Annotated in this window: 13 protein-coding genes; 3 read left to right on the top strand and 10 right to left on the bottom strand. The window is 62.2% G+C overall.

Features of this window, described 5'->3' with window-relative positions; translation table 11 throughout:
* Nucleotides 1-132 precede the first annotated feature (132 nt).
* Nucleotides 133-882 carry a hypothetical protein gene (locus IPM84_04655; GenBank protein ID MBK9092061.1) on the bottom strand — a complete coding sequence of 250 codons (750 nt, stop codon included), beginning with the start codon at nt 880-882 and terminating at the stop codon, nt 133-135.
* 241 nt (nt 883-1,123) lie between these two features.
* On the opposite strand from IPM84_04655, the gene IPM84_04650 reads away from it, so the two are divergent.
* Complete coding sequence (locus IPM84_04650; GenBank protein ID MBK9092060.1) at nt 1,124-1,621, top strand: helix-turn-helix transcriptional regulator; 498 nt, start codon at nt 1,124-1,126, stop codon at nt 1,619-1,621.
* Between the two features lie 2,223 nt (nt 1,622-3,844).
* Here the strand turns inward: IPM84_04650 and IPM84_04645 are convergent.
* From IPM84_04645 to IPM84_04635, 3 genes are all read right to left on the bottom strand, one after another.
* Nucleotides 3,845-5,728: a peptide ABC transporter substrate-binding protein gene (locus IPM84_04645; GenBank protein ID MBK9092059.1), complete on the bottom strand. Its 1,884-nt coding sequence runs from the start codon at nt 5,726-5,728 to the stop codon at nt 3,845-3,847.
* Between the two features lie 426 nt (nt 5,729-6,154).
* Nucleotides 6,155-6,529 (bottom strand): hypothetical protein, encoded by a 375-nt coding sequence (locus IPM84_04640; protein MBK9092058.1) that lies wholly within the window; start codon nt 6,527-6,529, stop codon nt 6,155-6,157.
* A 102-nt stretch (nt 6,530-6,631) separates the two neighbouring features.
* Nucleotides 6,632-7,018 (bottom strand): hypothetical protein, encoded by a 387-nt coding sequence (locus IPM84_04635; protein ID MBK9092057.1) that lies wholly within the window; start codon nt 7,016-7,018, stop codon nt 6,632-6,634.
* Nucleotides 7,019-7,358: 340 nt separating this feature from the next.
* Between IPM84_04635 and IPM84_04630 the strand changes: the two genes are divergently transcribed.
* Entirely contained in the window at nt 7,359-8,168 is an 810-nt protein-coding gene (locus tag IPM84_04630) for an XRE family transcriptional regulator (GenBank protein MBK9092056.1), read from the top strand.
* Between the two features lie 461 nt (nt 8,169-8,629).
* Here the strand turns inward: IPM84_04630 and IPM84_04625 are convergent, their stop codons facing one another.
* Nucleotides 8,630-9,145, bottom strand: coding sequence for a nuclear transport factor 2 family protein (locus tag IPM84_04625; GenBank protein ID MBK9092055.1), 516 nt, complete (start codon nt 9,143-9,145; stop codon nt 8,630-8,632).
* A 349-nt stretch (nt 9,146-9,494) separates the two neighbouring features.
* Nucleotides 9,495-12,791 carry an AAA family ATPase gene (locus IPM84_04620; protein ID MBK9092054.1) on the bottom strand — a complete coding sequence of 1,099 codons (3,297 nt, stop codon included), beginning with the start codon at nt 12,789-12,791 and terminating at the stop codon, nt 9,495-9,497.
* Between the two features lie 217 nt (nt 12,792-13,008).
* On the opposite strand from IPM84_04620, the gene IPM84_04615 reads away from it, so the two are divergent.
* Nucleotides 13,009-15,609, top strand: a complete 2,601-nt coding sequence (locus tag IPM84_04615; GenBank protein MBK9092053.1) for a helix-turn-helix domain-containing protein — start codon at nt 13,009-13,011, stop codon at nt 15,607-15,609.
* A 215-nt stretch (nt 15,610-15,824) separates the two neighbouring features.
* On the opposite strand, the gene IPM84_04610 is transcribed toward IPM84_04615, so the two are convergent.
* From IPM84_04610 to IPM84_04595, 4 genes are all read right to left on the bottom strand, one after another.
* Nucleotides 15,825-16,568 carry a hypothetical protein gene (locus tag IPM84_04610; protein MBK9092052.1) on the bottom strand — a complete coding sequence of 248 codons (744 nt, stop codon included), beginning with the start codon at nt 16,566-16,568 and terminating at the stop codon, nt 15,825-15,827.
* A 437-nt stretch (nt 16,569-17,005) separates the two neighbouring features.
* Nucleotides 17,006-18,403 carry a MazG family protein gene (locus tag IPM84_04605; GenBank protein MBK9092051.1) on the bottom strand — a complete coding sequence of 466 codons (1,398 nt, stop codon included), beginning with the start codon at nt 18,401-18,403 and terminating at the stop codon, nt 17,006-17,008.
* A gap of 309 nt (nt 18,404-18,712) precedes the next feature.
* Nucleotides 18,713-21,061, bottom strand: coding sequence for a hypothetical protein (locus IPM84_04600; GenBank protein MBK9092050.1), 2,349 nt, complete (start codon nt 21,059-21,061; stop codon nt 18,713-18,715).
* A gap of 227 nt (nt 21,062-21,288) precedes the next feature.
* Nucleotides 21,289-25,545 (bottom strand): hypothetical protein, encoded by a 4,257-nt coding sequence (locus tag IPM84_04595; GenBank protein MBK9092049.1) that lies wholly within the window; start codon nt 25,543-25,545, stop codon nt 21,289-21,291.
* Between the last annotated feature and the right edge of the window lie 159 nt (nt 25,546-25,704).

Here is a 25,704-nt window from a genome sequence, read left to right as displayed (position 1 = left end):
GGGTTGGCAATCCCTATCGCAGCATCGCAGGGTGCCAGGGCGTTCGCTCACCGGCTGGCTCGGACAGGTGGCTGGGAGGTCGTTCGGCAAACCCAGCCACCCGTCCCCAACGGGGTCACGCGCGCATCGCCATCAGGGGCCTACGCTGAAGCGGGCCTCGATGCGCCAACCATTGCCTGACGCGTCGGTCATCGTGATGTGCCAGTTATAGCTCCCGCGCAGCTGGGCGCCCGGCGGGCCGAAGTCAGCATTGTCCATGAAGAACATCGGAAAGTGGCTGTGGCCGTCAACGTTGAAGGGTGGGTTCAGGTTGGCATCCAACTTTGGCACATCCGTCGCCCCCAGGAAGGAAAACGGCGTGCCATTGTGCGTTGATGATCCCTCAACATGGATCGGAAACAGCGAGTTCGGGATGATGGGGCCAGAGGTGAAATCAGGCGAGGAACCTGTCGTACCCGGGGCCGGCACATTCATCCATACCAGGTACACACCCATACCGTTTGAGAACTCCGACCTATTGAAGCGCACACCCTGGTGGAAGCCTTGAGCAGCCACGCCTGACGCCAGCTCGGAGGTGTATGGACGCGCATGTGGATCACCGGGGCCAACAAAGAGGGCGGGGTGGAAGCGGTGGTTCGGCTCTGGCAGCAGGGCCAGGGCTGTTTCTAAGAACTCGGCGTAGCCACTGGCCGCGGTGCCGATGGGCGCCGCGAATAGGTGGAAGTCGGCCACCGTCCACCTGGGATGGCCGATCATTCTGAGTCGTACACCTTGGGTGGGCGGTGGACCGGCCGCTAAGCCGGAAGCGGGCAACAACGCCATGGCGACCGCCACAAAGAGCAGCAGCGCAAAACGTAGATGCTTCGGGTGTCTCATTGTCATGGTAAACCTCCAAATCCGAAAAGATGTGGCTCCTAACCAGTCGTTCCTGGTGTGCCGATAGTAAACCCCAAAGGCGCCCGCTCGGCAAGCCTAAAACCGATACAAAAGCGATACAAATGCGGCAAAATGTGGTAAAATGAGGCAACGTGAACACAAAGCAACAGCAGATCAACCGCTGATCGGCAACATCTCTGTGTTCTTTGTGCTCTTTGCGGTTGAATAGCGTGGCAACGATAACCTGATGGGTCAGACGATGATCTTCAACCAGTGGCTCAAACAACGGCGCAAGGCGCTGGGCCTGACGCAGAAAGACCTCGCGCAGCAGGCGGGCTGCGCTGAGGTGACGCTGCGCAAGATCGAGGCCGGCGACTCTCACCCCTCCGCGACGCTGGCCGCGTCCCTGGCCAGGGCCGTGGGCGCGGCGGACGCTGATCTGCCGGCAATCGTGGGGGTTGCGGTCAGCGCGGGCGGCGCGCAATCGTCGGCAAGTCATTGGCGCATGCCGAGCCGTCCCCACAACCTGCCGCTTCAGCTGACGCCGCTCCTCGGCCGCGACCACGACATCGCCGCGCTGCGCAAGCGGCGCCGCCCGGCGTGGGCAAGACGCGGCTGGCGCAGGCCGTGGCCGAGGAGGTGCTGGAAGAGTTCGAGGATGGCGCCTTCTTCGTGCGCCTGGCGCCGGTCTCCGATCCTGACCTGGTGGCCGCGACGATTGCCCAGGCTCTGGGCTTGCAGGTGAGCGGCTCGAACTCAGCGGCCCTGCAGTTGCGCGCGTACCTGGAGGAGAAGCACCTACTGCTGGTGCTGGACAACTTCGAGCAGGTGGTCGAGGCCGCGTCGCTGGTGGACGACCTGCTGCGCCGCTGCGCCTGGCTGCATGTGCTGGTCACCAGCCGCCAACCCCTGCGCGTGCGCGGCGAGCGCCAGGCGCCGGTGCGACCGCTGGCCCTGCCCGCCGACATCCCCGGCGCCAGCCAGCCCAGCGCCAGCGATGTTCTGCGTTATTCCGCCGTGGCCCTCTTCGAGGAACGCGCTGAGATGGTGCAGCCCGACTTTGCCGTCACCGACGGCAACGCCGCGGCCGTCGCGGAGCTGTGCCGCCGGCTGGATGGCCTGCCGCTGGCGATCGAGCTGGTCGCCGCACGCGTACGGCTGTTGTCGCCGGCCGAACTGCTCGCACGGCTGCACGGGCCGTGGCTGCTCTCGATGGACGGTCTGCGCGATGTGTCGCCGCGGCAGAAGACGCTGCGCAGCGCGATCGGTTGGAGCTACGGCCTGCTGACTTCGACCGAGCAGACCCTCTTCACGCGCCTGGCCGTCTTCGTCGGCGGCTGCACGCTGGCCGCGGCCGAGCTGCTGTGCGGCGATGACGCCGCGCTCTCCCCGTCGCTCCCGTTCTCCCTCTCGCCCCCGCAAGTCCTCGACGGCATTGCCTCCCTGCTGGACAAGAGCCTCCTGCGCCGTGAGACCGGCCTGCACGGCGAGCCAAGGTATATCATGCTGGAGACGGTGCGCGAGTTCGGTCTGGAACGCGTGGCGCTGAGCGGCCAGGAAGCGGCGCTGCGCGCGCGGCATGTGAGCTGCCTCTTGCGGCTGATCGAGCATGCTGAGCAAGCGGAGCTCAATATCTTCCCTGTACAACTACGCCGCGTGATTGACGACGAGATTCACAACATGCGCGCGGCGTTGGCCTGGGCCACAGAATACAATGCCCAGGTCGCCTTGCTGCTGACTGCGGCGCTTGTGAACTGGTTGTGTGGGCGAGGCCCGCAGATGGAAGGAAGGCTTCTCATCGAAAGTATTCTTGCGCTGCCCGGCGCCTCCGCCCACACGATCCCCAGGGTCAGGGTGCTGAATGAGGCAGGGCTTCTTCTGCTAGCCGCCACCAACGAAACTGATCGGAGTCAAGCCTTCGAGGAGGAGAGCCTGGCTATTAGCCAGGAACTTGGGTACCGAAAAGGTGAGGCCAAAGCCTTGCTCGGCCTGGGGCGAATCGCGCAACTCGACTGGTGTGATCTGATCGAAGCCCAACATTGTTTCGAAAAGGCCCTCGTTATCTACCGGGAGTTAGATGACCTGCGCGGCATCTCCCACGCCACCGTATTCCTGGGCCAGATCGCTGCCGAACGAGCAGACTTGTCGCAGGCGCGTGCGCTGGCCGAGGAATGTCTCACCATCGCGCGACAGGCCGGTATTGAGAATCCATATGCGTTGGTGCTCCTGGCCGAATTCGCCAGGAATCATGGCGACTTGGAAAGGACGCGATGGCTGCTGGAACAAGCGGTGGCCGACCTGGATGCCTATGGATCTATCGCAGATGTGCTAGAGGGGCTGGGGTCCGTTGCCACCCGTCAGGGTGACTTCGCAGCAGCCCACGCCTTCCTGGACGAATCGCTTAGCTTGTGGAAGAAACTAGGTAACGAGAGAGCATTAGCTGCCTCTCTGCCCATGGCGGTGCTGGTTCAGGCAGAAGGAAACTACCGCGGTGCAATCGGGTTGTATCGGGCAGGTCTGCCAGGTATAAAACTCTACAGAAACCCCAAGTGTCCCTGTGGGCTGGGTCTGGCCGAGCTGGCCACGGTCTTCGATCAACACGAGGTGACGGCCAGGTTGCTGGGGGCAATCCATTCTGTGGATGAGGCCCTGCATCAACTCGCGGGCTACGAGCGCGACGACTACAACCGCCTCGCGGGCGTGGCCCGCGTCCCCTGGGCGCCGCACCCTTCGACGCCGCGTGGACACAGGGCCGGACGTCCCCATTTGAAGCAGTCATCGAGGAGGCGGTCTCTACCCTGGAAGGCGTGCTGCGCGTCGATGACCAGCCCCTATCCGCCTGACAGATTGGCGCCATGGCGTGCAAGGACCGGACGCCTGGAGTCGAACCGTTTGCGGGTCTATCCTCCTGACCCCATGGGGCTCTCGACTCCAGTCTCCGCCTCAACGGACGACGGCCGTCCTTCGTCTACTGACCGCGCGCCTTCTGCTTGGCGTTCCAGTCCAGCACCCAGGTGTACCACTTCTCCCCGCCCAGGCTGGGGTAGGTGCGCTGCAGGTAAGGCTTCGTGACGCCGGCGTTCACGCTGTAGTAGAGAGGCGCGAAGGCCGCAGCATCATCGCTCAAGATCTTCTCGGCCGCATGATACAGCGCCTGGCGCTGCGTCGGATTCTCGATCTCCTGCGCCTCTTTGGTCAACTGATTGAAGCTCTTGCCATCCGGCCCCAAGGGCGCGTTGGCATCCTTTTCCCAACTCAGGTAATTGACGCCCTCGTTGGTATTGAACACCTCATGCACCCAGTTGTTCTCGTCCGGATAGTCGGCGCACCAACCCAGGTACCAGACTTGTGACCGCCCTTGCAGGGGCGTTGAGGGTTGGATCGTGGTGAGGAAGACCTTCAGTTCCTGATTCGCGAGCTCCACGTTGATGCCCAACCCTTGCTTCCACATGGCCTGGATGGCCTCGGCAATCTGGCGGGGTCGGTCCGAGGCCGAATGTAAGAAGGTGATGGTCGGAAAACCCTTGCCGTCCGGATACCCTGCCTCCGCCAGCCATTGCCTGGCCTGTGCCAGCGCCTTGTCATAGCCCCAGCCGCCCATCTCTATCGGCAGTGTCCACGGCGCAATGTCCAGGGCGCCCGCGGCGTTGCCAAAAATGGAGCTCGGGGCGAAGGTGTTGGCGGGAATCTGGCCGCCCTTGAGCACGTTCTCGATCAAGCCCTGGCGGTCAATGGCGGCCGAGAGCGCCTTGCGCACCAACACGTTGTCCATCGGCGGCTTGCTGTTGGTGAAGCCCACAAACACACTGCATGCAGCCGGCACGCGGTAGAACTCCTTGCTCAACACAGGATCGGTCTTGACGCGCTCGATATCTCCCAAGGGCACGCTCTCCGTGTCCAGCTTGTCGGCCTCGTACATCGCGAAGGATGGCGCTGAGTCAACCAGCATGCTCATCTCGATGCGTTCGATATTGCCGGACACATTGCTCCAGCCGTACCAGAATGGGTTCTTCTCGAGCACCATGTTATCGTCGTGGAACCAGCTCACCAGCGTGTAAGGGCCATTCGTGACGATGAAGCCAGGCTCGGTCCAGCGTTCGCCCTTCTCTTCAATCACGGCGCGATATTGCGGCCGGTTGACCCACATGCCGGCGATGGCCAGGAAATAGGCAGCCGGGGTATTCACGGTCAATTGCACGGTATAGGCGTCGGGAGCGCTGGCTCCGACACCATCCACCAGGGCCTGCAGCTCGGCCGCGCTTAATTTGGCAGCGTCCGCGGTGTTCAGCGCCTTGCAGCCGGCGATGATGTAGTCCACGTACGCGTAGGTCGAAGCCGTGCGCGGGTCGCACGTGCGCTTGACGCCATAGACCACGTCGGGGGCCGTCACCGGTCCCAGCTTCTGCACCCCGCCGGTCGGGGTGTAGCGCACCCAGGAGACGTCGTCACGCAGCTTGAACGTGTAGGTCAGTCGGTCCGCGGAGAGGCTCCACGCCGTCGCCAGTTCCGGTGCGACGCTGCCGTCCGCCTCGATGTCGGTCAGGCCCAGGAAAAGATTCTCGATGATATCAACCGCCGACACCTCTGCGCCCAGAGAGGGGTCCAGGGTATGTGGCTCGCCGCCCCGGTTGATATGCAGGGTTACTTTGTTGCCGGCCTGGGGCGCCGGGGTGATACCCGTTGGCTCGGTCGGCGCCGCGGTCGGCGCGACCACCGTCGGCGCCGCGGTCGGCTCAAGCACGACGGTCGGCACGATCTGGGCAACCGGCGGGGTTGGCGCGGGGCAGGCCGTCAGCGCCAGGCTCGCCACAATCAGCACGACCAAAGGCATGGCCCATTTCTTGTAAGACATTTTCGGTTCCTCCTTGTGATATGGCGTACAGGTCACTCACGTCTGTTCCCGACGATCGCGCGATGATTCACCGTGAACATGAAGTGCGGTGACGATAAGCGGGGTTGCTGATAACAACGACTGCGGATAGTAAACCCCAAAGGCTCCCACATAGCAAGCCCCTGACCGATACAAAACCGATACAAGTATGGTAACTGCTAACCCCGCGCACCAGTTTGGACAGGATTGACAGGATGAACAGGATTCTCGCCTTGCGGTGCGCAAAACGTATCTTCTCAATTTGTAGGGGCGCACCCTTGCGGTCGCCCACGCGGCCACGCTCACGGCGCGGGTAGGCTGAAATAGGAAGGGGCCGCCTGCATGAGCAAGCGACCCCTCGATCCGCATTGGCATTTTCCACCCTCGATGGAAGAAACTCATCTCAGGTCAAGGCACGATTTCTGGCCAGTACCAGACGAACCATTCCGCCTTGCTCTCGGCCTGACCGTCGCTGACGACGTAGCCGCCGTGGGCAATCAGACCTTGCGCGTTCCCCCCTGCGGGCCAGTCAATGAAGACCCGCACTTCCTTGCCGTTCACAATCTCGGCTTTGCCGCCTTCAACCAGCGGCAGGCTGGAGATCGTGAGCACGTCCCCATCGGGATCCACGTCGTTTTCCAGGACCGGAATCGTGAGGACCTGGACGGGATGGTACAACAGGATGACCTCATCGTCGTTGGCGATGGGCGGCTGGTTGCGCGGGCCTAACGCCGGCAGACCAGACATCAGAAACAGGGTGACAATCAGCGTAATCAATCGCATCGTAGATCTCCTCGCATTATAAAGTAGTCGGAACGGAGCGCACAGGGCCGGGCAGGAGGTGGGAGTGCTGGCAGCCTGCCCGGCACATCGGGTATCGCCCATCTAGTGGATATGGAACACACAACTGATCTCGGAGGTGCCGTTTGGCAGCACGGTCGCAGCATAGGATTCTGAGAACAGGACGTCCTCTCCGTAGCGAGTGACACAGGGGATCTTGGTTTCGTGATAGCTCAACTTGATCGGATACCGGGGCAGGACTGCGCCGGGTGGCAAGGTGCCGACACAATTCACCTGGACGATATTCTCGGCCACATCGGTGGTCTGCACCTTCGATTCCGTCGTTTCTTGGGGTCTTGCGACGCCATCAGGCAGCCGGCATGGCCGGCCCATGGTCACCACGTAGAATGGCGCCGATGGTTTGGCGTTGACCGCCATCGCGGTCACGCTGAACACAACGATCAGCAGCGAGACAATGGACAACTTTTTCATACGGTTACTCCTTCGTGCGTCATCAAATGGCTTATACTGGGGTTGGCAAGCTCGTGATATGTCGTGACCACCTCCTCTACAAAGAACCACACGGGCGGTTGAAACCGCTGCAACCATTACGAAGTCGGCCGTCGCCGACTCTAGTCAGCCGCCGCAGGGCGGCTTCGCAATCGTTGCAGCGACCTCGGTCGCCCGGATACGTTGGTCGGCCAGTGACTCTATTAAGCCACAGTCGCTCCCCGGATGACAGCACAAACCGATAGTCAAACCGATACAGATGTGATATAATCGGGGCAGCTGATTATCGGTGACTGTTCGAACCTTGTGAATGGGGAACCCGATGAACTCGATTCAGACTTTTGGACAGTGGCTCAAACAACGGCGCAAGGCGCTGGGTCTGACACAGAAGGAACTGGCGCAGCAGGCGGGCTGCGCTGAGGTGACGCTGCGCAAGATCGAAGCAGGCGACCTGCAACCCTCAGGACAACTGGCCGCCTCCCTGGTCGCGGTCGCGGGTGTGGCAGACGCTGATCTGCCCGCGAGGGTGGGGTTTGCGCTGGGCGGCGGCGAGAGGCGTGCGCCGGCCGGCCGCTGGAGCAAGCAGCGGCGTCCGCACAACTTGCCGGCCCAGCTCACCCCGCTGCTTGGCCGTGAGCTCGATATCACGGCCGTGCGCAGTCGTCTGCGCGAGGGCGCGCGGCTGATCACCCTGCTGGGGCCGCCCGGCGTGGGCAAGACCCGGCTGGCGCAGGGCGTGGCCGAGGAGGTGCTGGAAGAGTTCGAGGATGGCGTCTTCTTCGTGCGCTTGGCGCCGGTCTCCGATCCCAACCTGGTGGCCGCGACGATTGCCCAGACCCTGGGCTTGCAGATGAGCGGCTCGAACTCAGCGGCCCTGCAGTTGCGCGCGTACCTGGAGGAGAAGCACCTGCTGCTGGTGCTGGACAACTTCGAGCAGATGGTCGAGGCCGCGCCGTTGGTGGACGACCTGCTGCGCCGCTGCGCCTGGCTGCATGTGCTGGTGACCAGCCGCCAGCCCTTGCGCGTGCGCGGCGAGCGCCAGGCGCCGGTGCGGCCGCTGGCCCTGCCCGCCGAACTCCCCGGCGCCAGCCAATCCACCGCCAGCCGGCTGAATCGTAACATCAAGCACTAACTGCGGATGAACAGGATTCTCGCCTTGCGGTGCGCAAAACCATCGGTACAGGGGGCCAAATAGGGTGATGGCTGAAGATCGCCACGCTCACGGCGCGGGTAGGCTGAAATAGGAAGGGGCCGCCTGCATGGGCAAGCGACCCCTCGATCCGCATTGGCATTTTCCTACCCTTGATGGAAGAAACTCATCTCAGGTCAAGGCACGATTTCTGGCCAGTACCAGGCGAACCATTCCGCCTTGCTCTCGGCCTGACCGTCGCTGACGACGTAGCCGCCGTGGGCAATCAGACCTTGCGCGTTTCCGCCGCTGGGGGGCCAGTCAATCAAGACCCGCACTTCCTTGCCGTTCACAATCTCGGCCTTGCCGCCTAGTGGATATGGAACACATCAAGGTCGGAAATTAGTGTGCGGGCTTGAGGTGCTGGCGGCTCCGCGAGACAGGCAGAGCCAGTTGGAACCCTATCAATTCCCTGCCACCGGCGTGAACTCCACTGTGCGTATCTGCTCGACCAAGAAGATATTCTGCCACTTGCCCTCGCGGTTGACCCAGAGTGAGCCAACTGTGCGTGGGTTCGAGAAATCTGCGCCGTCGTACGAGCCGTTGAAGTTCAACGGATAGGTGACCATGTAGGCATCGGGCGTGATCATCTCCACGCGTATCTCACCCAGATCGGGCTTGCGAACGACCAGTTTCTCATCTGCGATGCCAGCTAACGCGGCGGCCCGCTCGATGTACGCTCCATCGGGGCCAATCTGGTAAAAGTTGGGGTCTGTTTCGGCATCCAGCGTCTTCCAGTCGCGATTGATGTAGAGGTCAAACGTTCCAAGTTCATGTTTGACCGCCTCCGCCTTCATCTGCTCGATCCATGCTGCAGATTGTGAATTGGCCCCGCTGGGTTGGATCGCTTGACAGCCGCCCAAAAGTACACCTACGATCAACAGAACACAGACAATGATGCGATAGAATTGACTTGGCATGGTTTTCTCCTTAGTATAGGTCACTTGGCATAGAACATTTAGATACAAACGTACAAACAGGACAAAAGAAATTGCTTTTCAGATCGGCTCATTGATCATGAACAGACGATGGCAACCCCGGGTTGGCAGTGATTTCTGTTTGCGCGCCAGGCGGCCTTGGCATGGACTTGAGCCATAGCATAGCAGACGGAGCGTTCTAAAAGCGTTCTTTGGGGCGTTCTTTGGTAACGAATTTGCGGAGAAAGAGGTAGGTTTAGTGAGACAGTGCGTCAGTGCGTCAGTGGGTCAGTATGGACAGTGCGACTGTCTTACTGATCCACTGTCCCACTGCTTTTCTGTTCTGTATAACTCAGTCAATCAGCGCGGCCAATTCTGCCAGCAAATTTTTTGCCGCTTGCAGATCGGCCGTGTCAAACCCTTCGCTGAACCAGGCATAAACCGTTGCCAGTTGTTGATAGGCGTGCGTGTGCATGTTTTGGCTTTGCCACAGGCGCGCTAGGCTCATACAGGCGCGTAGCTCCAATGCTTTGGCGTGCTGCTGGTGGGCGATATCAATTGCCTGCTTGTAACAGCTTGCGGCTGCCACGGCGTCGTGCTCCGTTTTCCACAGGAGTTCGCCGCGCAAACGCCACAATTCGGCTTGCCAAAAATGCTCGGCAATCCGCTCCGCAAAGGCGAATGCCTCATCCACCACAGCCAGGGCCTCAGCATAGTAGCCAGCCAGCAACTGGGCTTCGGCCAACACGGCGAGGTACCAGGTGATTTCAATATAGACGCCAGCACGCTTCATGCTCGTCAAGCCTTGCTGTATGCGCGCAAAGCCCAGCTCGGAATTGCCTTGGCGAACCAAAGACCAGCCAGAGAGGATCAGGCCACATTCAAGAAAGACCATCAATTCGTATTGGGTGGACAGCCTAATCAGCTCGTCGGCCAATGCCTGAAGTGCGGCAACCGAATCAAGGAAGTAATCAATCCACGCCAGAAATTCGAGCGAAATCGCCAGGCTGAAGCCTTGGCGTGTTTCACGCGCCTGGATCATGCCGGCCGCGTAACGGCTGCGCGCTTGGTCAGGATAGCCCAGCATCCACAAAATGGAGGCTTCAGTGCCAATATGATTGATCGCCGGCGGAAAGCCAGAAAGTTGGCAAAAGCGTTGATAGCCCTCATTGTCAGGTTTAGTCACCGGATAGGCAAGATCAGCGTAGGCCGCTTCCAACTCACCATAGAGCCATTTTGTCAGGGCGAGCTGGTTACAGGCATCTTCAATCATGGCTGGTTCTTGCAACTGGTAGGCCATTGTTGTGAGACTTTCGGCAATTTCACGAGTCTCTCGCCATCTTCCTGTATGTGAATAGGACGACCACAGATTCCGTTGTGAAAGATAAAGTTCCCATTTTCGCCCAAGTTGGCGGCTCAATTGTTCCGTTCGCCAATATAATTGTTCCAATTCTTCATCGCTCCCACCGCGCAGCGCCAGCAAACTATGGCCGAGGGGAGCCAGTAAGGAAAGTTCTTGCTCTTGGCGCGCCCTGCTATCTGGCAGCGTCATGAGTAAGGCCACGGCGCGGCGGGCATAATTTATCGTATCATGGATGGCATACTTGGCGTGAGCAGCGGTCGCGGCCTGTTGATAATGACCGATCGCCTGTTTGACCAAGCCGGCTTCTTCGCAATGTACAGCTATTTGCGCCCTCACCAGAGCCAGTTCACCGGCATAGACTTGCTCTAAGGCCTGCGCCACGTGGCGGTGTAAATGCCGCCGCTGCGCTGGGGGAATCTGTTGATAGGCCACCTCGCGTATGCGATCATGGCTAAAGTCATAGTCCTGCACGCCCTGCTCACGCACAACGCGCCGCTGCCACAATTCATCCAGATGGCGGACAAGCGTCTCTTCGTCCCAACCGCTGGCCTGGGTCAACACCGGCAAGGTAAACGAGCGGCCAATGGTGGCAGCCAGTCTGGTCAATTCGAGCGCGGGTGGCGAAAGCTGGGCCAACCGAGTCTGGATGACCGCTTGCACCTTGGGCGGGAGGGATTGGAGACTAGAAATTGGCGACTGAAGATCAGGGCTTGCTGACGGGTCTCCGCTCTCAACTCTCGGCTCTTGCTGTCCAGCCCGCACCATCTCTACAATGAACAGTGGATTGCCTTCGGTGGCGGCATAGAGTTTGGTTAACGCCGCGCTAGCCAACGGCTGCTCTGCCACCGCCGTGGCTAGCGCGGCAGTTTCGGCAGCATCCAACGGCCCTATGGCGATTTCCGTCAACTGTTCGGCGACGCGCAAGGCCAGCACCAAGGTGGACAATGGGTGATCGGGCGTTGCTTCTTCTGTACGCACCGTACCCACAATGAGCAAACGGGCCTGCGGGTCAAAGCGCAAGAGAAAGTGCAACCACTCCAGGGTTTCCTGGTCACACCACTGGAGATCGTCAAGCACCAAGAGCAATGGTTTGGCGGGAGCCAGCAAGGTACGGGCGAGAGCCTCAAAGAGCCGCTTGCGTTGCCAGCTCTCGCTGAGCGGTCCTGGCAGCGACAAATCGGGCCGTTCAATTAGGATCTCGGGCAAGATGCGCGCCACTTCGCTGAGCCAAACGACCGGTAGTTGTTGGCGCGCGGCGGCCAACGTCGCGTTGCGCAGCCAGTCGGCAATCGGGACATAGGCCAGCCTACCCTCAGCAGCATAGGCGCGTGTGTGGGCAGTGAGCTGCCCCTGCGCGCCGACCCAATGCGCCAATTCTTCGGCCAGCCGCGTTTTGCCAATGCCCGCTTCTCCCGCTACCAGCACAAAATGGGCCTGCCCCGCAGCAGCCAAACGCCAGGCAGCTACGAGCTTGTGCCATTCCAACTGGCGCCCGACCAGCGGTGTGGCAACCGTCAACCTGGCTGCTGGCCTCTTGTTCGTGACCGGTGCACCGTCTGTCTGCAACAGGCCTTCGTAGAGCTCACGCGTGGCTTGGCTGGGTTCGACCCCCAGTTCGCGCAACAAGGTAGTGGCACAGGTGTGATAGACACGTAAGGCAGCAGCCCGCTCACCCACCAATCCATGCAGTTGCATTAGGCGGCGATAAGAAGCCTCGTGGAGGGGGTCGTGGTGCAACAGACGCAAAGCATGAGGAATGGCCGCCCCATACGCACGCTGATCTTCGAGTTCGCCAATCAACCGTTCCATGGCTTGGGCAAATTGTTGGCGCAATCGTTCGCGTTCGGGCAGAATCCAATCGTCATAGCAGCCGGGCAAGAGTTCACCCGCATAGAGGGCAACCGCTTTTTCCAGCCTTGCAAGCGTGGCTTGGCCGATGGCCGGTTCGGTTTGTGTACACAGCGTTTGAAAAGCGGCTACATCCAGCGTAAAGGGCGCGTCATGGCGCCATTGGAGCGTTGCATGGTCAATGCTTACATAGTGATCAACCTGGGGCAAATAGTGGCGCAAATGGTACACCAACTGGCGCAGATTGGTTTGTGCTTGTTTGTCGGTCGTATCGGGCCAGAAGAGAAAGGCGAGCTGACGGCGGGATTGGGGTACGTGACGATGAAGAAGCAGGTAGGCCAACAAGGATTGCAGGCGCGGCTGATTGAGGCCCGTTACGGGCTGATCCCCGTAGAGCAGGTGAAAATCGCCCAGGAGATGGATGTAGAGGATTGGCATTGGGGTCTCTTGGTCGCTGCATACTGCACGTATCAAGGTGAATTTTGAGTATTGCGTCAGTCGCTTGTGACTCTCTCCACCGATTATGGCGATTGTATCACAGCGAAGCGAAAAAGGCACGCTCTCCACAAACCAATAGTCAAACCGATACAGATGTGATATAATCGGGGCAACTGACTATCGGTGGCTGTTCGAGCCTTGTGAATGGGGTGACCCGATGAACTCGATTCAGACTTTTGGACAGTGGATTAAGCAACGGCGCAAGGCGCTGGGTCTGACGCAGAAGGAACTGGCGCAGCAGGCGGGCTGCGCCGAGGTGACGCTACGCAAGATCGAAGCCGGCGACCTGCAACCCTCAGGACAACTGGCCGCCTCCCTGGTCGCGGTCGCGGGTGTGGCAGACGCTGATCTGCCCGCGAGGGTGGGGTTTGCGCTGGACAACGGCGAGGGATATGCGCCGGCCGGCCGCTGGAGCAGGCCGCGGCGTCTGCACAACTTGCCGGCCCAGCTCACCCCGCTGCTTGGCCGTGAGCTCGATATCACGGCCGTGCGCAGTCGTCTGCGCGAGGGCGCGCGGCTGATCACCCTGCTGGGGCCGCCCGGCGTGGGCAAGACCCGGCTGGCCCTGGCCGCCGCGGAGTCCGTGCTGGACGAGTTCGAGCACGGCGTCTTCTTCGTGCGCCTGGCGCCTGTCTCCAATCCTGACCTGGTGGCCGCAACCATCGTGCAAGCCCTCAACGCCTCGTCGAGCGGGCCGAATCCACCGGCCTTGAAATTGCGCGCCTACCTGGAAGAGAAGCATCTCCTGCTGGTGCTGGACAACTTCGAGCAGGTGATCGAGGCCGCGCCGCTGGTGGATGGCTTGCTGCGCCGCTGCTCGTGGCTGCACATCCTGGTCACCAGCCGGCAGCCGCTGCGCATGCGCGGCGAGCGGCAGGTGCCGGTGCTGCCCTTGACCCTGCCCGCGCAGTTCCCAGGCGCCATCCGCCTCACCGCTGACGAAGCGCTGCGCTATCCGGTTGTAGCCCTGTTCGCGGATCGCGCCGCCGCGGTGCAGCCCGACTTTACCGTCACGGACAGCAATGCCGCGGCCGTGGTTGAACTGTGCCGCCGGTTGGACGGCCTGCCCCTGGCCATCGAGCTGGTCGCGGCGCGCGTCAAGCTATTGCCGCCGGCCGAGCTGCTGGCGCGCGTGCGCGGGACCTGGATGCTTTCGGTGGATGGCCTACGTGACGTGTCGCCGCGGCAGAAGACCTTGCGTGGCGCCTTCAGTTGGAGTTTCGACTTGCTCTCCCCATCCGAACAAACCCTTTTCACCCAGTTGGCCGTGTTCGCCAATGGCTTCACCCTGGAAGCGGCGGAAGCGCTGTGCGGAGATGAGAGTACAAAATCCCAGGTTGTGGACGGGATCGCGTCGCTGCTGGACAAGAGCCTGCTGCGCCGTGAGATCGGTCCGCGCGGCGAGTCGCATTACAGCTTGCTGGAGACAATGCGCGAGTATGCCCTGGAACGATTGGCCCTGAGCGGCCGCGAAGCAGAGCTGCTTGCGCGCCATGCGGGCTACTTTGTACAGCTCGTGGAAAACGTCGAGAGGATAGACCCGGACCCCGGACGCATCCAGCTTCACCGCCTGCTCGACAATGACATCTACGACATCCGGGCTGCCCTGGCCTGGGCAATGACTCATGACGTGCAGGCCGCCCTGCTGCTCACCGCCGCCCTCTTGGAGTGGCTCTCCGCACGCGGGCCTTTTGTCGAAGCGACGCGGCTGATCCACGAGGTTTTCGCCCTACCCGGCGCCGCGGAGCGTACGATGGCGCGGGCGAATGCGTTGTGTGAAGCGGGATTGCTGCTGCAATTTGTGGGTGAGAATGTCGAGGCCCAGGCCTTTGCCGAGGAGAGCCTGGTTCTCAGTCACGAGCTGGGGTACGTCGAAGGCGAAGCCGATGCCTTGCTCGCGCTGGGGCGCATTGCCACCGGGTGGGGCGACCGGGACGCGGCCCAGCGGCATCTGGAAAATGCCCTGGCACGCTACCAAACCCTGGACGCCCCCGGCGGCATCTCCCAGTCGCTGGCACTGCTGGGTGAAATCGCACTTGAACAGGCATACCTGCCGCGCGCACAGGCGTTGTGCGAAGAGTGCCTCGCCGTCGCCCAGCGCGCGGGTTTTGCGTACCCCTGGCCGCTCGGCATTCTGGCCAACCTGGCCTGGGCTGAGGGTGATCTGGCGCGGGCGCGCTTGCTCAACGAGCAGAGACTGGCAGGCGAACGCCAGCGCGGCGTCAAAGGCAGCATTGCGCACACCCTCTTGGAACTGGGGACCGTGGCGACTCGCCAGCGCGACTTTCCGGCAGCCCACCTCTTTCTCGACGAGGCCTTTATCCTACTGAAGGAACAGGGCCACGAAAACTATCTACGTGCTGGCTACCTGCGCCTGGCCGCGCTGCTGCAGGCCGAAGGCGACTACGGGCAAGCGATCCAGTGGTATCGGGAGGGCCTGGCTGGCGCAGCACACTACCCAGCGACGTGGGGTCCTTGCCTTCTGAACCTGGCCTCGCTGGCCGCAGCCCTGGACCAGGACGAGTTAGTCGCCAGGCTGCTGGGCGCGACGGAGACCGTGAATGAGACAGGCACGCGTCTGCTGCCCATCGAGCGCAGCGACTACAACCGGCTGGCTGACTCAGCCCGCGCGCACCTGGGCGCCGCGGCCTTCGACGCGGCGTGGGCGCAGGGCCACGCGCTGACATTCGAACCGGCCGCGGAGGAGGTGGTGGCACGGCTGGAGGCTGCGCTGCAGGTTCAACCACGATCTACCTGAAAGATCCGAAATTCGGGTTAGCGGTCGTCGCGGAAATTCGGACAGGCGGTATCGTCGAAATCCACGTTCTCGCCATCATCGCTGATAGGACTGCAGGCGTCGCAGTCGCTTCCTGTTGGTCTGTTGACGACGATGGTGTTCTCAAGCGTCACGGCGCCATCGTTTTTGATGCTGCCGCTCTCGACGCCAGTGCTATTGCCTGCGAAGAAGCCCCGTCACTTCAAGAACGCGAAAGTAGCAATGACGGTCTCCCAGACCGCCTTGGCATCTGGTTGCGACTTCGGGTATGCCAGATCAAGATGTGATGGGCTAACCATCAGAATGTAGAGTCGGTCATCATGAATGATGAAGGTCTGAGAGGTTGTCAGTCTCCCTGGAAGGCCCTCGACGATTTCCGCCGGCTCGCCGCCGATGGTCGTGATAGTGCGCGTGAAGGGCGCGCTGGCGATGAGCGTTGGGGCGATAGGTCGCGTATCAGTGATGGGTACGATAGCCCACCAAATGACCGCATCCACAGCTTGCGCGAGGGTTTGTCCGGCTGCGATAGGCGAGCTACTGATCGACATATTCGCCTGGTCCGGTTCAGGGACACCACTCTCCAAGAACGGTCCATCAACATAAGTCGTACGATTCTCAGGGTTATCAGGGTAATGGATGCTAAAGCGTGACGGATAGTGGAAACAGTAGTCGGCGTCCCGACTGATATGGACCAGCGTATCCTGAACGGCGCTGCGGCAGCCAATGGGCAGATTGGGGGTCGAGGTAGTGGTAGCCGCGGAGGGCGTGATGGGAACCGGAGTCCACAACTCCGGGGGGGAGGCAGGCGGTGTGCTTTCGTCCACGGAAGGGCGCGGCGACGCCGTATAAGGCGGAACAGGTGTTGCAGTCGCCCCATCCCGTGGCGCCATACAGGCTGAAAGAACCAATAACAAGCAGAATGCGACGATGATCTGTTTCATTTCACAATACCTTCGCCAAAAAGATTGAGTCCAACACCTTTGTCAGTCAATTCACAGCAGGAGCCGTCGCCCAAGTGGAGCAATGGTGAAGTCCGCCGACACGGGCGTTGGTGCAAGAGACAACGCCGGGGGCAGGACCGCGCTCGACAGCAGCGCCACCGATACGAACAGAACAAACCAATGCTGCACTTTCATTTGACAGCGATGCATGCCGGCAGTACAATGCCGCCCGTTGTCTGATCCCCGACCGATACGATCAAGCTATCTCACCGCCAGCGGCAACGCTGCACGGTATTCCAGCGGGGCGCCAGTCTCACCCACGGGTCCGTGAGGCTGCAACAGATTCTGTGCCAGCTCCAACGACTAGTGCAAGCAGAGAAACTCAAAGGCGAGTTTGTCTACCTGCACTCTTTGTTTCTGGGGCCAGCGTTCCTTGCTCACTCCCACCAGGTTACCCGCTCGGCTGGCACCAGCGCGCTGAGCGTGACGCCGGCGGCCTGGGCGCGGGCCTCCACCGCGCGCACCTGCGCGGCAAAGCGCGCATTGGCCTGGCGTAAGGCCCGTTCGGGGTCGACGCCGCGCGCACGGGCTTGGGCCACGAGGGCAAAGAGCAGGTCACCAAACGCCTCCTCGTCAGCCGGGATCACTCCGGGATCTGGTGCGGGCGCACCGGGCCAACCGAGGCGTGCCACGCGGCGCTGATATATTTCGGCCTGCATCAGGGCCGGCAGCGCAGACGGCACGCTGCCCAGCGTGGATTCTACCTCGCCCTTCGTCTGGCGCTCGGCCGCTTTGATCTTCTCCCAGTTCTGCAACACCTCATCCACATTCTGCACGTCCAGCCCGCTGAAAACGTGGGGATGGCGCCGGATCAACTTGGCGATGATGTGACTGAGCACATCGGCCAGGCGGAATTCGCCTTCCTCGGCCGCAATCTGCACCTGCATGGCAAGATTGAGATACAGATCGCCCAGCTCTTCAGACAAGAGGTGCGCATCCCCGCTCTCGATGGCCGCTATCACCTCGTAGGTTTCTTCCAGCAGCGGGCTGACCAGCGATTCGTGCGTCTGCTCGCGGTCCCAGGGGCAGCCGTCGGGCGCGCGCAGGCGAGCCACGATCTCCTGCAGCGCGTCATAGCCGCCCGCATGGGGCAGTGGCGGAATGTACAACGCGGTCAGGTGATCGAAGAAGCTGCCGGCATGGTCCAGTTCGTGCAAGGGAAGCTGCAGCGTCTGGCTGGCCTGCGTGCCGGCCGCCTGCACCAGGGTCAGTGGATGATCTTCCGGGTAGGTGTTGAGCAGCACCAGCTTGACTTCGCCGGCCAGCAGGCGGCTGTAGAGTTGACCCAGGATCGCCGGGCGGTCGGGATCAAGCGGCGCGTGGTGTTTGTTGGCAAGCAGCATGGCATCGGCAATTTGCAGGCCGTCCAGGGCATCCACACGCAGGGCGGTCAACAGCGGCTCGATGAAGCTCAGGCCCTCGACGATGCGCACGCTCAAGCCCTGCGCCGCCGCGGCCCGCTGGATGAGTTGGGTGGTTGTTTCGCCCACGGCCGGATGGCCGGGCACCGCGTAGACCACGCCCTGTGGCCGTGCGGCCAGTTCCAGGATGCGGGCGCTGATGGTTTGGTAGACATCGGCAAACGCGTCGGTCTGTTCATAGACCTCATCGAAGCTGACCAGGTGCAGTCCAGGCACAGCCCGCAACGCGTCCACGGTCGGATGACGCGCCGTACGCAAGCAGACTTCAGACGCCTGCGTCAGGATTTCCCAGGCCTCGCGGGTCAGGAGACGCGGGTCGCCAGGCCCCAGCCCCACAATCGTGATGTTGTTCATGGCAACGGTTTCGACCTCAGCAGAATGGCAGGCGCAAAACGCCCGCGCCCAACCATACCACAAGCAGCCCGGTCAACCAAATGCGCAAAGGGCGCCGCCATTCCAGATTCGAGACATCCTCAACCACAGGGACAGAGGAATCAATTCGTGAAATTCGTGGCGGAGCGCATCCTCAGACTCTTGCCACGAATGACACGAATTCACACGAAAAACGCAGAGAGCACAAAGAAGCGGCAGGTTCGCCGCCCGTGGGCGACTTCTCTGTGCTCTTTGTGCTCTCTGTGGTAAAGAATTCGTTCAGTCTTAGCGTCAGCGATAGGTTCGACGAATCTCGGCCAGGGCCGGGAAGTCGTAGAAGACGCTGATGGTGTTGCTCAGGCGGTTGCCCACATAGACCAGGTTGTTGGCCGGGTTGACCACGACAGCCAGCGGGAAATCGCCGGTCATCCGCAGACTAATCGGCTCGCGCAGCACGCCGCTCAGGCGAGTCACGCTGTCGTCGTTGGCATTGACCGCCATGATATGGCCGTTGTTGGGGTTGACCGCCAGGCCCGCGCCGCCGTCGCCGCTGCTGCCCACCAGCACCGACTCGAGTTGGGTCGCGCCGCCGCCGCTCAGGCCATAGAAGCGCACCCGCTGATCCGGCTCTCCGCGTACAGCGTAGGAGACCACCATCTGGTTACGCGTGGCATCGAGGGTCATACCAAACGGTTCGCCGCCCGGGTACAGCGTGAGCAGCGGCTCGATCAGGTTGGTGTTCCCGTTCACCGACATGACGCGGTCAATGTCACGCAACCCGACGTAGATGCGGTTGAAGTTCGGGTGTACGGCCAGTCCCCATGCGCCGGCGCCAACGCCAACCGTGGTCAAGAGGGTGTCGTTGACGCTGTCAATCACGGCCAGACGTCCATCGCCGTGCAGCGTCACATAGACGCGGTTGGTGATGGGGTTGACGGCCACCCAGCACGGCTCGCGGTAGGGCGCCATCGAGATGGTGCGGATCACGGTGTTGGTGGCCGGGTTGATGACCGATACGCTGTTGCTGTCGAAGTTCGCCACATAGACCTTGTTGGTCGTGGCATTGTAGGCCACACCAAAGGGGCGGGCGCCCACCGGAATGGTCGTCACGACATTGTTGGCCGCGGTGTCTATCACATAAACCCAGTTGTGGGCCTGGCTGGCCACGTAAAGGCGCTGGGTGCTGGGGTGCAGGGCCATGCCCTTGGGATGGTCAATGCCGGTGATGTCAGGGAAGATGACCGGCGTGGGCGTCGGGGTCGGCGTCGCGGTCGGCAACAGGCGGTTGCGGAAGCGCACTTCGATGCAGGGGCCGGTCTGTGCCAGGGTCACGTTGAATTGAGCCGGCGAGAGCGGTTCCCAGCCAGTCTGCATCTCTTCCCACAGGGTGTAGGTGCCCCAGGGCAGGTTGTCGAAGCGGAAGCGGCCGCTGGCATCGGTGACACGCGTGTAAACCGGCTCCGCCTCATCACTCAGGCGGACGCGGATGGTCCATCCGCCCAGGCCGGCATAGGCCGCGTTGACCTTCGTGCCGGCAATGCAGCCGCGCGGGACCAGGTAGTAATCGTTGGCGCCCAACGGGAGATAGCGCGGGGCCGGGGTGCGGGTCGGCGTTGGCGTGCGCGTTGGCGTACGCGTCGGGGTGGCTGTAGGCGTTGGCGTGTTGGTCGGCGTCGGCGTCGGCGTGTTGGTCGGCGTCGGCGTCGGCGTGTTGGTCGGCGTTGGCGTCGGGGTGTTGGTCGGCGTTGGCGTCGGGGTATTCGTCGGCGTCGGCGTGTTGGTCGGCGTCGGCGTCGGCGTGTTCGTCGGCGTATTCGTCGGTGTGGGCGTATTGGTGGGCGTGGGCGTCCACGGCCAGTTGCCAAAGAACAGCGTGGCGGTGACGTTGTTCTGAATCTGCACCAACTGCTGTGCGGGCGAGATGCTTGGCTCATAGCCAGACGGCCAACTGATCTCGCTCACGGTGTAGGTGCCTACGCCGAGGTGTGTGAACGAGAGGATGCCGCTGCTTGTGGTGGTGCGTGTGAACACCTCAGAGAAGGGAGGCGGGAAGCGCAGGGTGAAAATTGCGCCGGCCAGCCCATTCTCGCCCGGCTCCTGGACGCCGTTGCCGTTGGCATCCACGAATTTGACGATGCGCAAATCGCCCGTGTCCTGGGTGACAAAGAAGACGACCTCGGCCGCCGCTTCGAAGCCGTTGTCGGAGAAATACTCGACCCGTGCGATGTAGCGTTCGTGCGTCAACGAAATGGGCACGGTATAGGTCATCGGAAGTTGGAACGTGCGGGTCACGCTCAGCCCACTGGTGTTCAAGTAGGTGGCTGTTTCAATGACCTGGCTGGAGTCAAAGTTACGCAGAGCGTAGGTGACGTGGCTGGGCGTGGCGCCACCATAGCCCAGAACCTCCCAGTGCATCGTTTCCAGTTCGCCTGGGCGCAGGGCGGATGGCGGCGCTGGCGAACGGGTGAGGAGCACCGAGCCATCGGCCGGGTCCAATGCCGGTTGCGCGGACTGCACGAGCAATATCTGCGCAGCGGGTAGGGCTGGCGGCGCGCTGGCGGCCACGCCGATAGCCAGCAAAGCGATCAGGCTGATGCCCACAAGCAGGGCCAGGGTCAGGGTCAGGTGTCGAAGTCGCATTTTGTCGTCTCCTATGTGGAACAGGGGGAATCGAACGGGGGAATGGTGACGTCATTGTACACAACATGACGCCCTGAACCAACTCAGGTGACGCCGCGCCTGTGCTTGCCCCAAAAACAAAGCGGAGGTCGCACAAGTCAGAAAACTCTGCTCGTACAACCCCCGCCTGACTGTTGTGCTTCGACACCTGCCATCGGAGGCGACAGGTGTCGAAGTGATGAGTGACGCTAGTTGTCGGTGAAGATGGTCACCTTGGCCTGGTCACGAGAACCGACATAGACCCGGTTGTTGGTCGGATTCACGTCCAGCATGAACGGGTTGCGGGCCGTGGCTACCGTGCGCAGCAAGGTGAAGGCGTTGGTGGTGCCGTTGTAGCTGTACACCCGCACCTGGTTCAACTTACTGTTGACCAGCAAGACATGGCCTGTGGTCGGGTTGACGATCAGGCCGCCGCCGCCATCTGCTTGATCCTGCGGCATATCCACCTGGCCGGCCGGGGTGAGACCCTGCGCGGTGGTGCGGTAGGCCATCAGGCGGAACGGGATGTCGCCTTCGCCGATGATGACGAAGACCCGACTGAGCGACGGCGCGTAGTGGATGGCGTACGGGATGGCGCCCACAAACGGCGACACCGACTGGTCTTCGAAGGTGTTGCCGGTCACACCGTCAAGCGTGGCGATGTTACCGGTGTCACGGTTAGTCGTGTAGATGCGGTTCAGGGTTTCGTTGACGGTGGCGCCCCATGCGCCCACGCCACCGGACCACTTGAGTGCCAGGCGCCGCTCATCCACGCCGCTGATGATCCCCATGACATCCCAGGCGTGGCTGATGCTGTAGATGCGATTGGTGGTCTGGTTGATGTCCAGGAAGGTGGTTTCAGGGCCAATCTGCACCGTGGCAATGACGCTGTTCGTGGCGCCGTTGATCACGGAGACGGTTCCGTCCACATAGTTGTTGACGTAGACCTTGTTGGTCGCCGTGTTGACCGCGACACCGAATGGCTCGTCGCCGACACGAATCTTGATGATCGTCTGCAAGGTACTGGCGTTGACCACGAACAGTTCATCGGTGTCGCGGCTCGCCAGGTACAGGCGGTTGGTCAGCGGGTTGATCGCCACACCCTTGGCGTGCGTCAAGCCCGGAATGTCAATATCACCACCGACGGGCGGCGTCGGCGTGCGCGTTGGGGTACGCGTTACGGTCGGCGTCGGCGTGCGGGTTGGGGTGCGGGTTGGCGTCCGGGTCGGAGTGGCCGTCAGCGTTGCCGTTGGGGTTGGCGTCGGCGTACGCGGCAGGATATTGATGATGCCCGGGACATACTGGCGGAACGGCCCTGGCTCGGCCTTGATGGAGTAACCGAGACAGTCACCACGGTTGTAGAAGTCGCGCACCATCAGATAGTATGTCGCCTGAGCAGGCGCCACGAACACGATCTGCGAAGCTACGCCACCGCCGGTGTAATCATCGTTGGTGATGAGCAACGTAGTGCCATCCGTGTCATAGAGGCGCATGATGGTATCGGCGCCCAGCATCAGGTTGAACGTGGTGAAGGTGTAGGCGCGATTGGCCTGCAGATTGACACGGAACCAGTCCTGGTCACCGGTGACATGGAAGTTATGTACCTGAGCCGAGCCGTTCGTGGGTAGGAGGGTGGCACTGGTGTAACTGTTGTCCGGCTCATACTGATCCGGCTGGCAGAGCGGCGTCGGCGTTGGGGTCGGGGTATTGGTCACAGTCGGCGTCGGTGTACGCGTCGGGGTATTCGTCGGCGTGTTGGTCGGCGTCGGCGTACGCGTCGGGGTATTCGTCGGCGTGTTGGTCGGCGTCGGCGTACGCGTCGGGGTATTCGTCGGCGTGTTGGTCGGCGTCGGTGTACGCGTCGGGGTATTCGTCGGCGTGTTGGTCGGCGTCGGCGTCGGTGTGTTGGTCGGCGTCGGCGTCGGCGACGGTGTGTTGGTCGGCGTCAGCGTCGGTGTGTTGGTTGGCGTCGGCGTCGGTGTGTTGGTCGGCGTCGGCGTCGGTGTGTTGGTCGGCGTCGGCGTCGGCGTCGGTGTATTGGTCGGCGTCGGCGTCGGCGTGTTGGTCGGCGTCGGCGTACGCGTCGGCGTCGGCGTCGGTGTGTTGGTCGGCGTCGGTGTTGGCGTCAGCGTCGGCGTACGTGTCGGGGTGTTGGTGGGCGTCGGCGTCGGCGTATTGGTGGGCGTCAGCGTCGGCGTGTTCGTCGGCGTTGGCGTACGCGTCGGCGTGTTAGTCGGCGTTGGCGTCGGCGTTGAGGTATTCGTCGGCGTGTTAGTCGGCGTCGGCGTCGGTGTGTTGGTCGGCGTCGGCGTCGGCGTGTTGGTCGGCGTCGGCGTCGGTGTGTTGGTGGGCGTCGGCGTCGGCGTGTTGGTCGGCGTCGGCGTCGGCGTCGGCGTGTTGGTCGGCGTCGGGGTATTCGTCGGCGTCAGCGTGACCGTGGGAGTATTCGTTGCAGTCGGGGTCGGTGTGGCAGTGGGGCCGCCCGGCGTCCACGTTGGCGTCGCGGTGGGGGTGATGGTCGGCGTCGGGGTATTGGTCGGCGTCGGCGTCGGGGTCGGGGTGTTCGTCGCCGTCGGCGTCGGGGTGTTCGTCGGCGTATTGGTCGGCGTCGGCGTCGGGGTATTGGTCGGCGTCGGCGTCGGGGTCGGGGTGTTGGTCGGCGTCGGCGTCAGGGTTGGGGTGTTGGTCGGCGTCGGCGTCGGTGTTGGGGTGTTCGTCGGCGTCGGCGTCGGCGTCAGGGTTGGGGTGTTGGTCGGCGTCGGCGTCGGGGTTGGCGTATTGGTCGGCGTCGGCGTCGGGGTGGGCGTATTAGTCGGCGTCGGCGTCAGGGTTGGCGTATTGGTCGGCGTCGGTGTCGGCGTTGGCGTATTGGTCGGCGTCGGCGTCGGGGTTGGGGTGTTGGTCGGCGTCGGCGTCAGGGTTGCCGTACCGGTGTTCGTGGGGGTCGGGGTTGGGGTGTTCGTCGGCGTCGGCGTCGGCGTCGGGGTATTAGTAGCGGTCCCCGTCGGCGTATTGGTTGGCGTCGGCGTCGGGGTGTTGGTTGGCGTATTGGTCGGCGTCGGTGTCGGCGTCGGTGTACGCGTCGGCGTGTTCGTCGGCGTCGGTGTCGGCGTTGGGGTATTCGTCGGCGTCGGTGTCGGCGTCGGCGTGTTCGTCGGCGTCAGGGTTGGCGTCGGCGTCGGCGTCGGTGTACGCGTCGGCGTGTTCGTCGGCGTCAGGGTTGGCGTCGGCGTATTGGTTGGCGTGTTCGTCGGGGTCGGCGTCGGCGTATCCGTGGGCGTCGGCGTCGGCGTCGGCGGCTTGGGTGTGTCCGTCGGCGTTGGCGTCGGCGTCGGGGTGTTTGTCGGCGTATTGGTCGGCGTCGGCGTGCGTGTCGGCGTCGGGGTGTTCGTCGGCGTCAACGTGGGCGTCGGCGTTGGCGTCGGCGTCGAGGCGCAGCCGCTGAGCGGAATCTCAAAAGTCTGGACGATCCACTCCAGATCGGGCGAATTGGTGTCCTTGGATTCTGCCTGCAGCAACTGCCAGGTGGTCGTGACAGGCACGGTGATGGTTGTGCTGTAAACATCCATATAATTGCCGCGATTGGCAATGTACGGATTGTTGGCGATCAACGTTCCGGTAATGAAGAGGTCGGACGTGATGGGCAAGGTGCCGGTAATACCTTGCTGACCCCACAGGCCAGAACCCTGTGTGGGCTGGACACCGCCAACCACGGACCAAGTGAGAGCCTGGCGCGCGCTGCCAGGAGGAGTCTGATCGTAGGCATCCACACCGGAGAACTCGGTCGGGTCGGTTCCGGCGGCCAGCGTCGGTGGGCCGAAGTGGCCACGGGCGATGTCCAAACCCTCGTTCAGCCAGACGTGGTACGGCAAGCGGCCAGTCTGCTTGTAGACAACAACCAGCGCAGCACCGTTGCTATAGGACCCGATGGTTACGCCGGAGATGAGATAACTGGACGCGCCGGGGCCGGTGACCAGGGCTGTAACGTCGGCCCAATAGGCATGGGCGTAGAGGACACTGCTCCACTTGCCAAAGTAATCTCCGTCGGACGTGACCGGTATACTATTGAGCGTCACATTGAAGTTGGAGCCATTGATCAGTGTCGTGGCGTTGTTCCAATACAAATAGGCCTTGAACACGTTGCCAGGAATGGTGATATTGATCGTTCCTGACGTCAAGCCATCGAGGCCAATTCCGGAGGCAACCACGCCGTAGCCACCGTCCAGTTGGTCAAAGCACGTGCCCCACTCGCGCGCGGTTTGGAGTGGTGCGTCATCAATGCCAATGGGCGCCTCCCGATCGGCGCCTACCGAAGTAACGCCGGGTTGCAGCACCAGGCCAAGCAAGAGCAGGATGATACCGCAAAGCAGCAGCCAGGGCTGAGAGCGGATTACCTGCCGGGCAGATCCGCGGGCGTGCGGCGCAGCCTCCGGATGAAGTTGCAGGGGAGAACGCGGGTGAGTCATAAGCCACCTCCTGTGTCGCGCAATGTCAGTCTGCCTGTGGCAGACCGCAAAAAAGGGCAAAGGCGAGTGTCGGCTCGGCCTTACCGACAATCGCCATTTGTCTGTCAGATTACAAAACGATCCAGTGCCTGGTAACGATGCAAGGCCACGATGCAGTAC

The sequence above is a fragment of the Candidatus Amarolinea dominans genome (genome assembly GCA_016719785.1).
GTDB lineage: Bacteria > Chloroflexota > Anaerolineae > SSC4 > Amarolineaceae > Amarolinea > Amarolinea dominans.
Note: the sequence above shows the minus strand (reverse complement) of the source record. Positions and strands in the feature narration are given on the sequence as shown.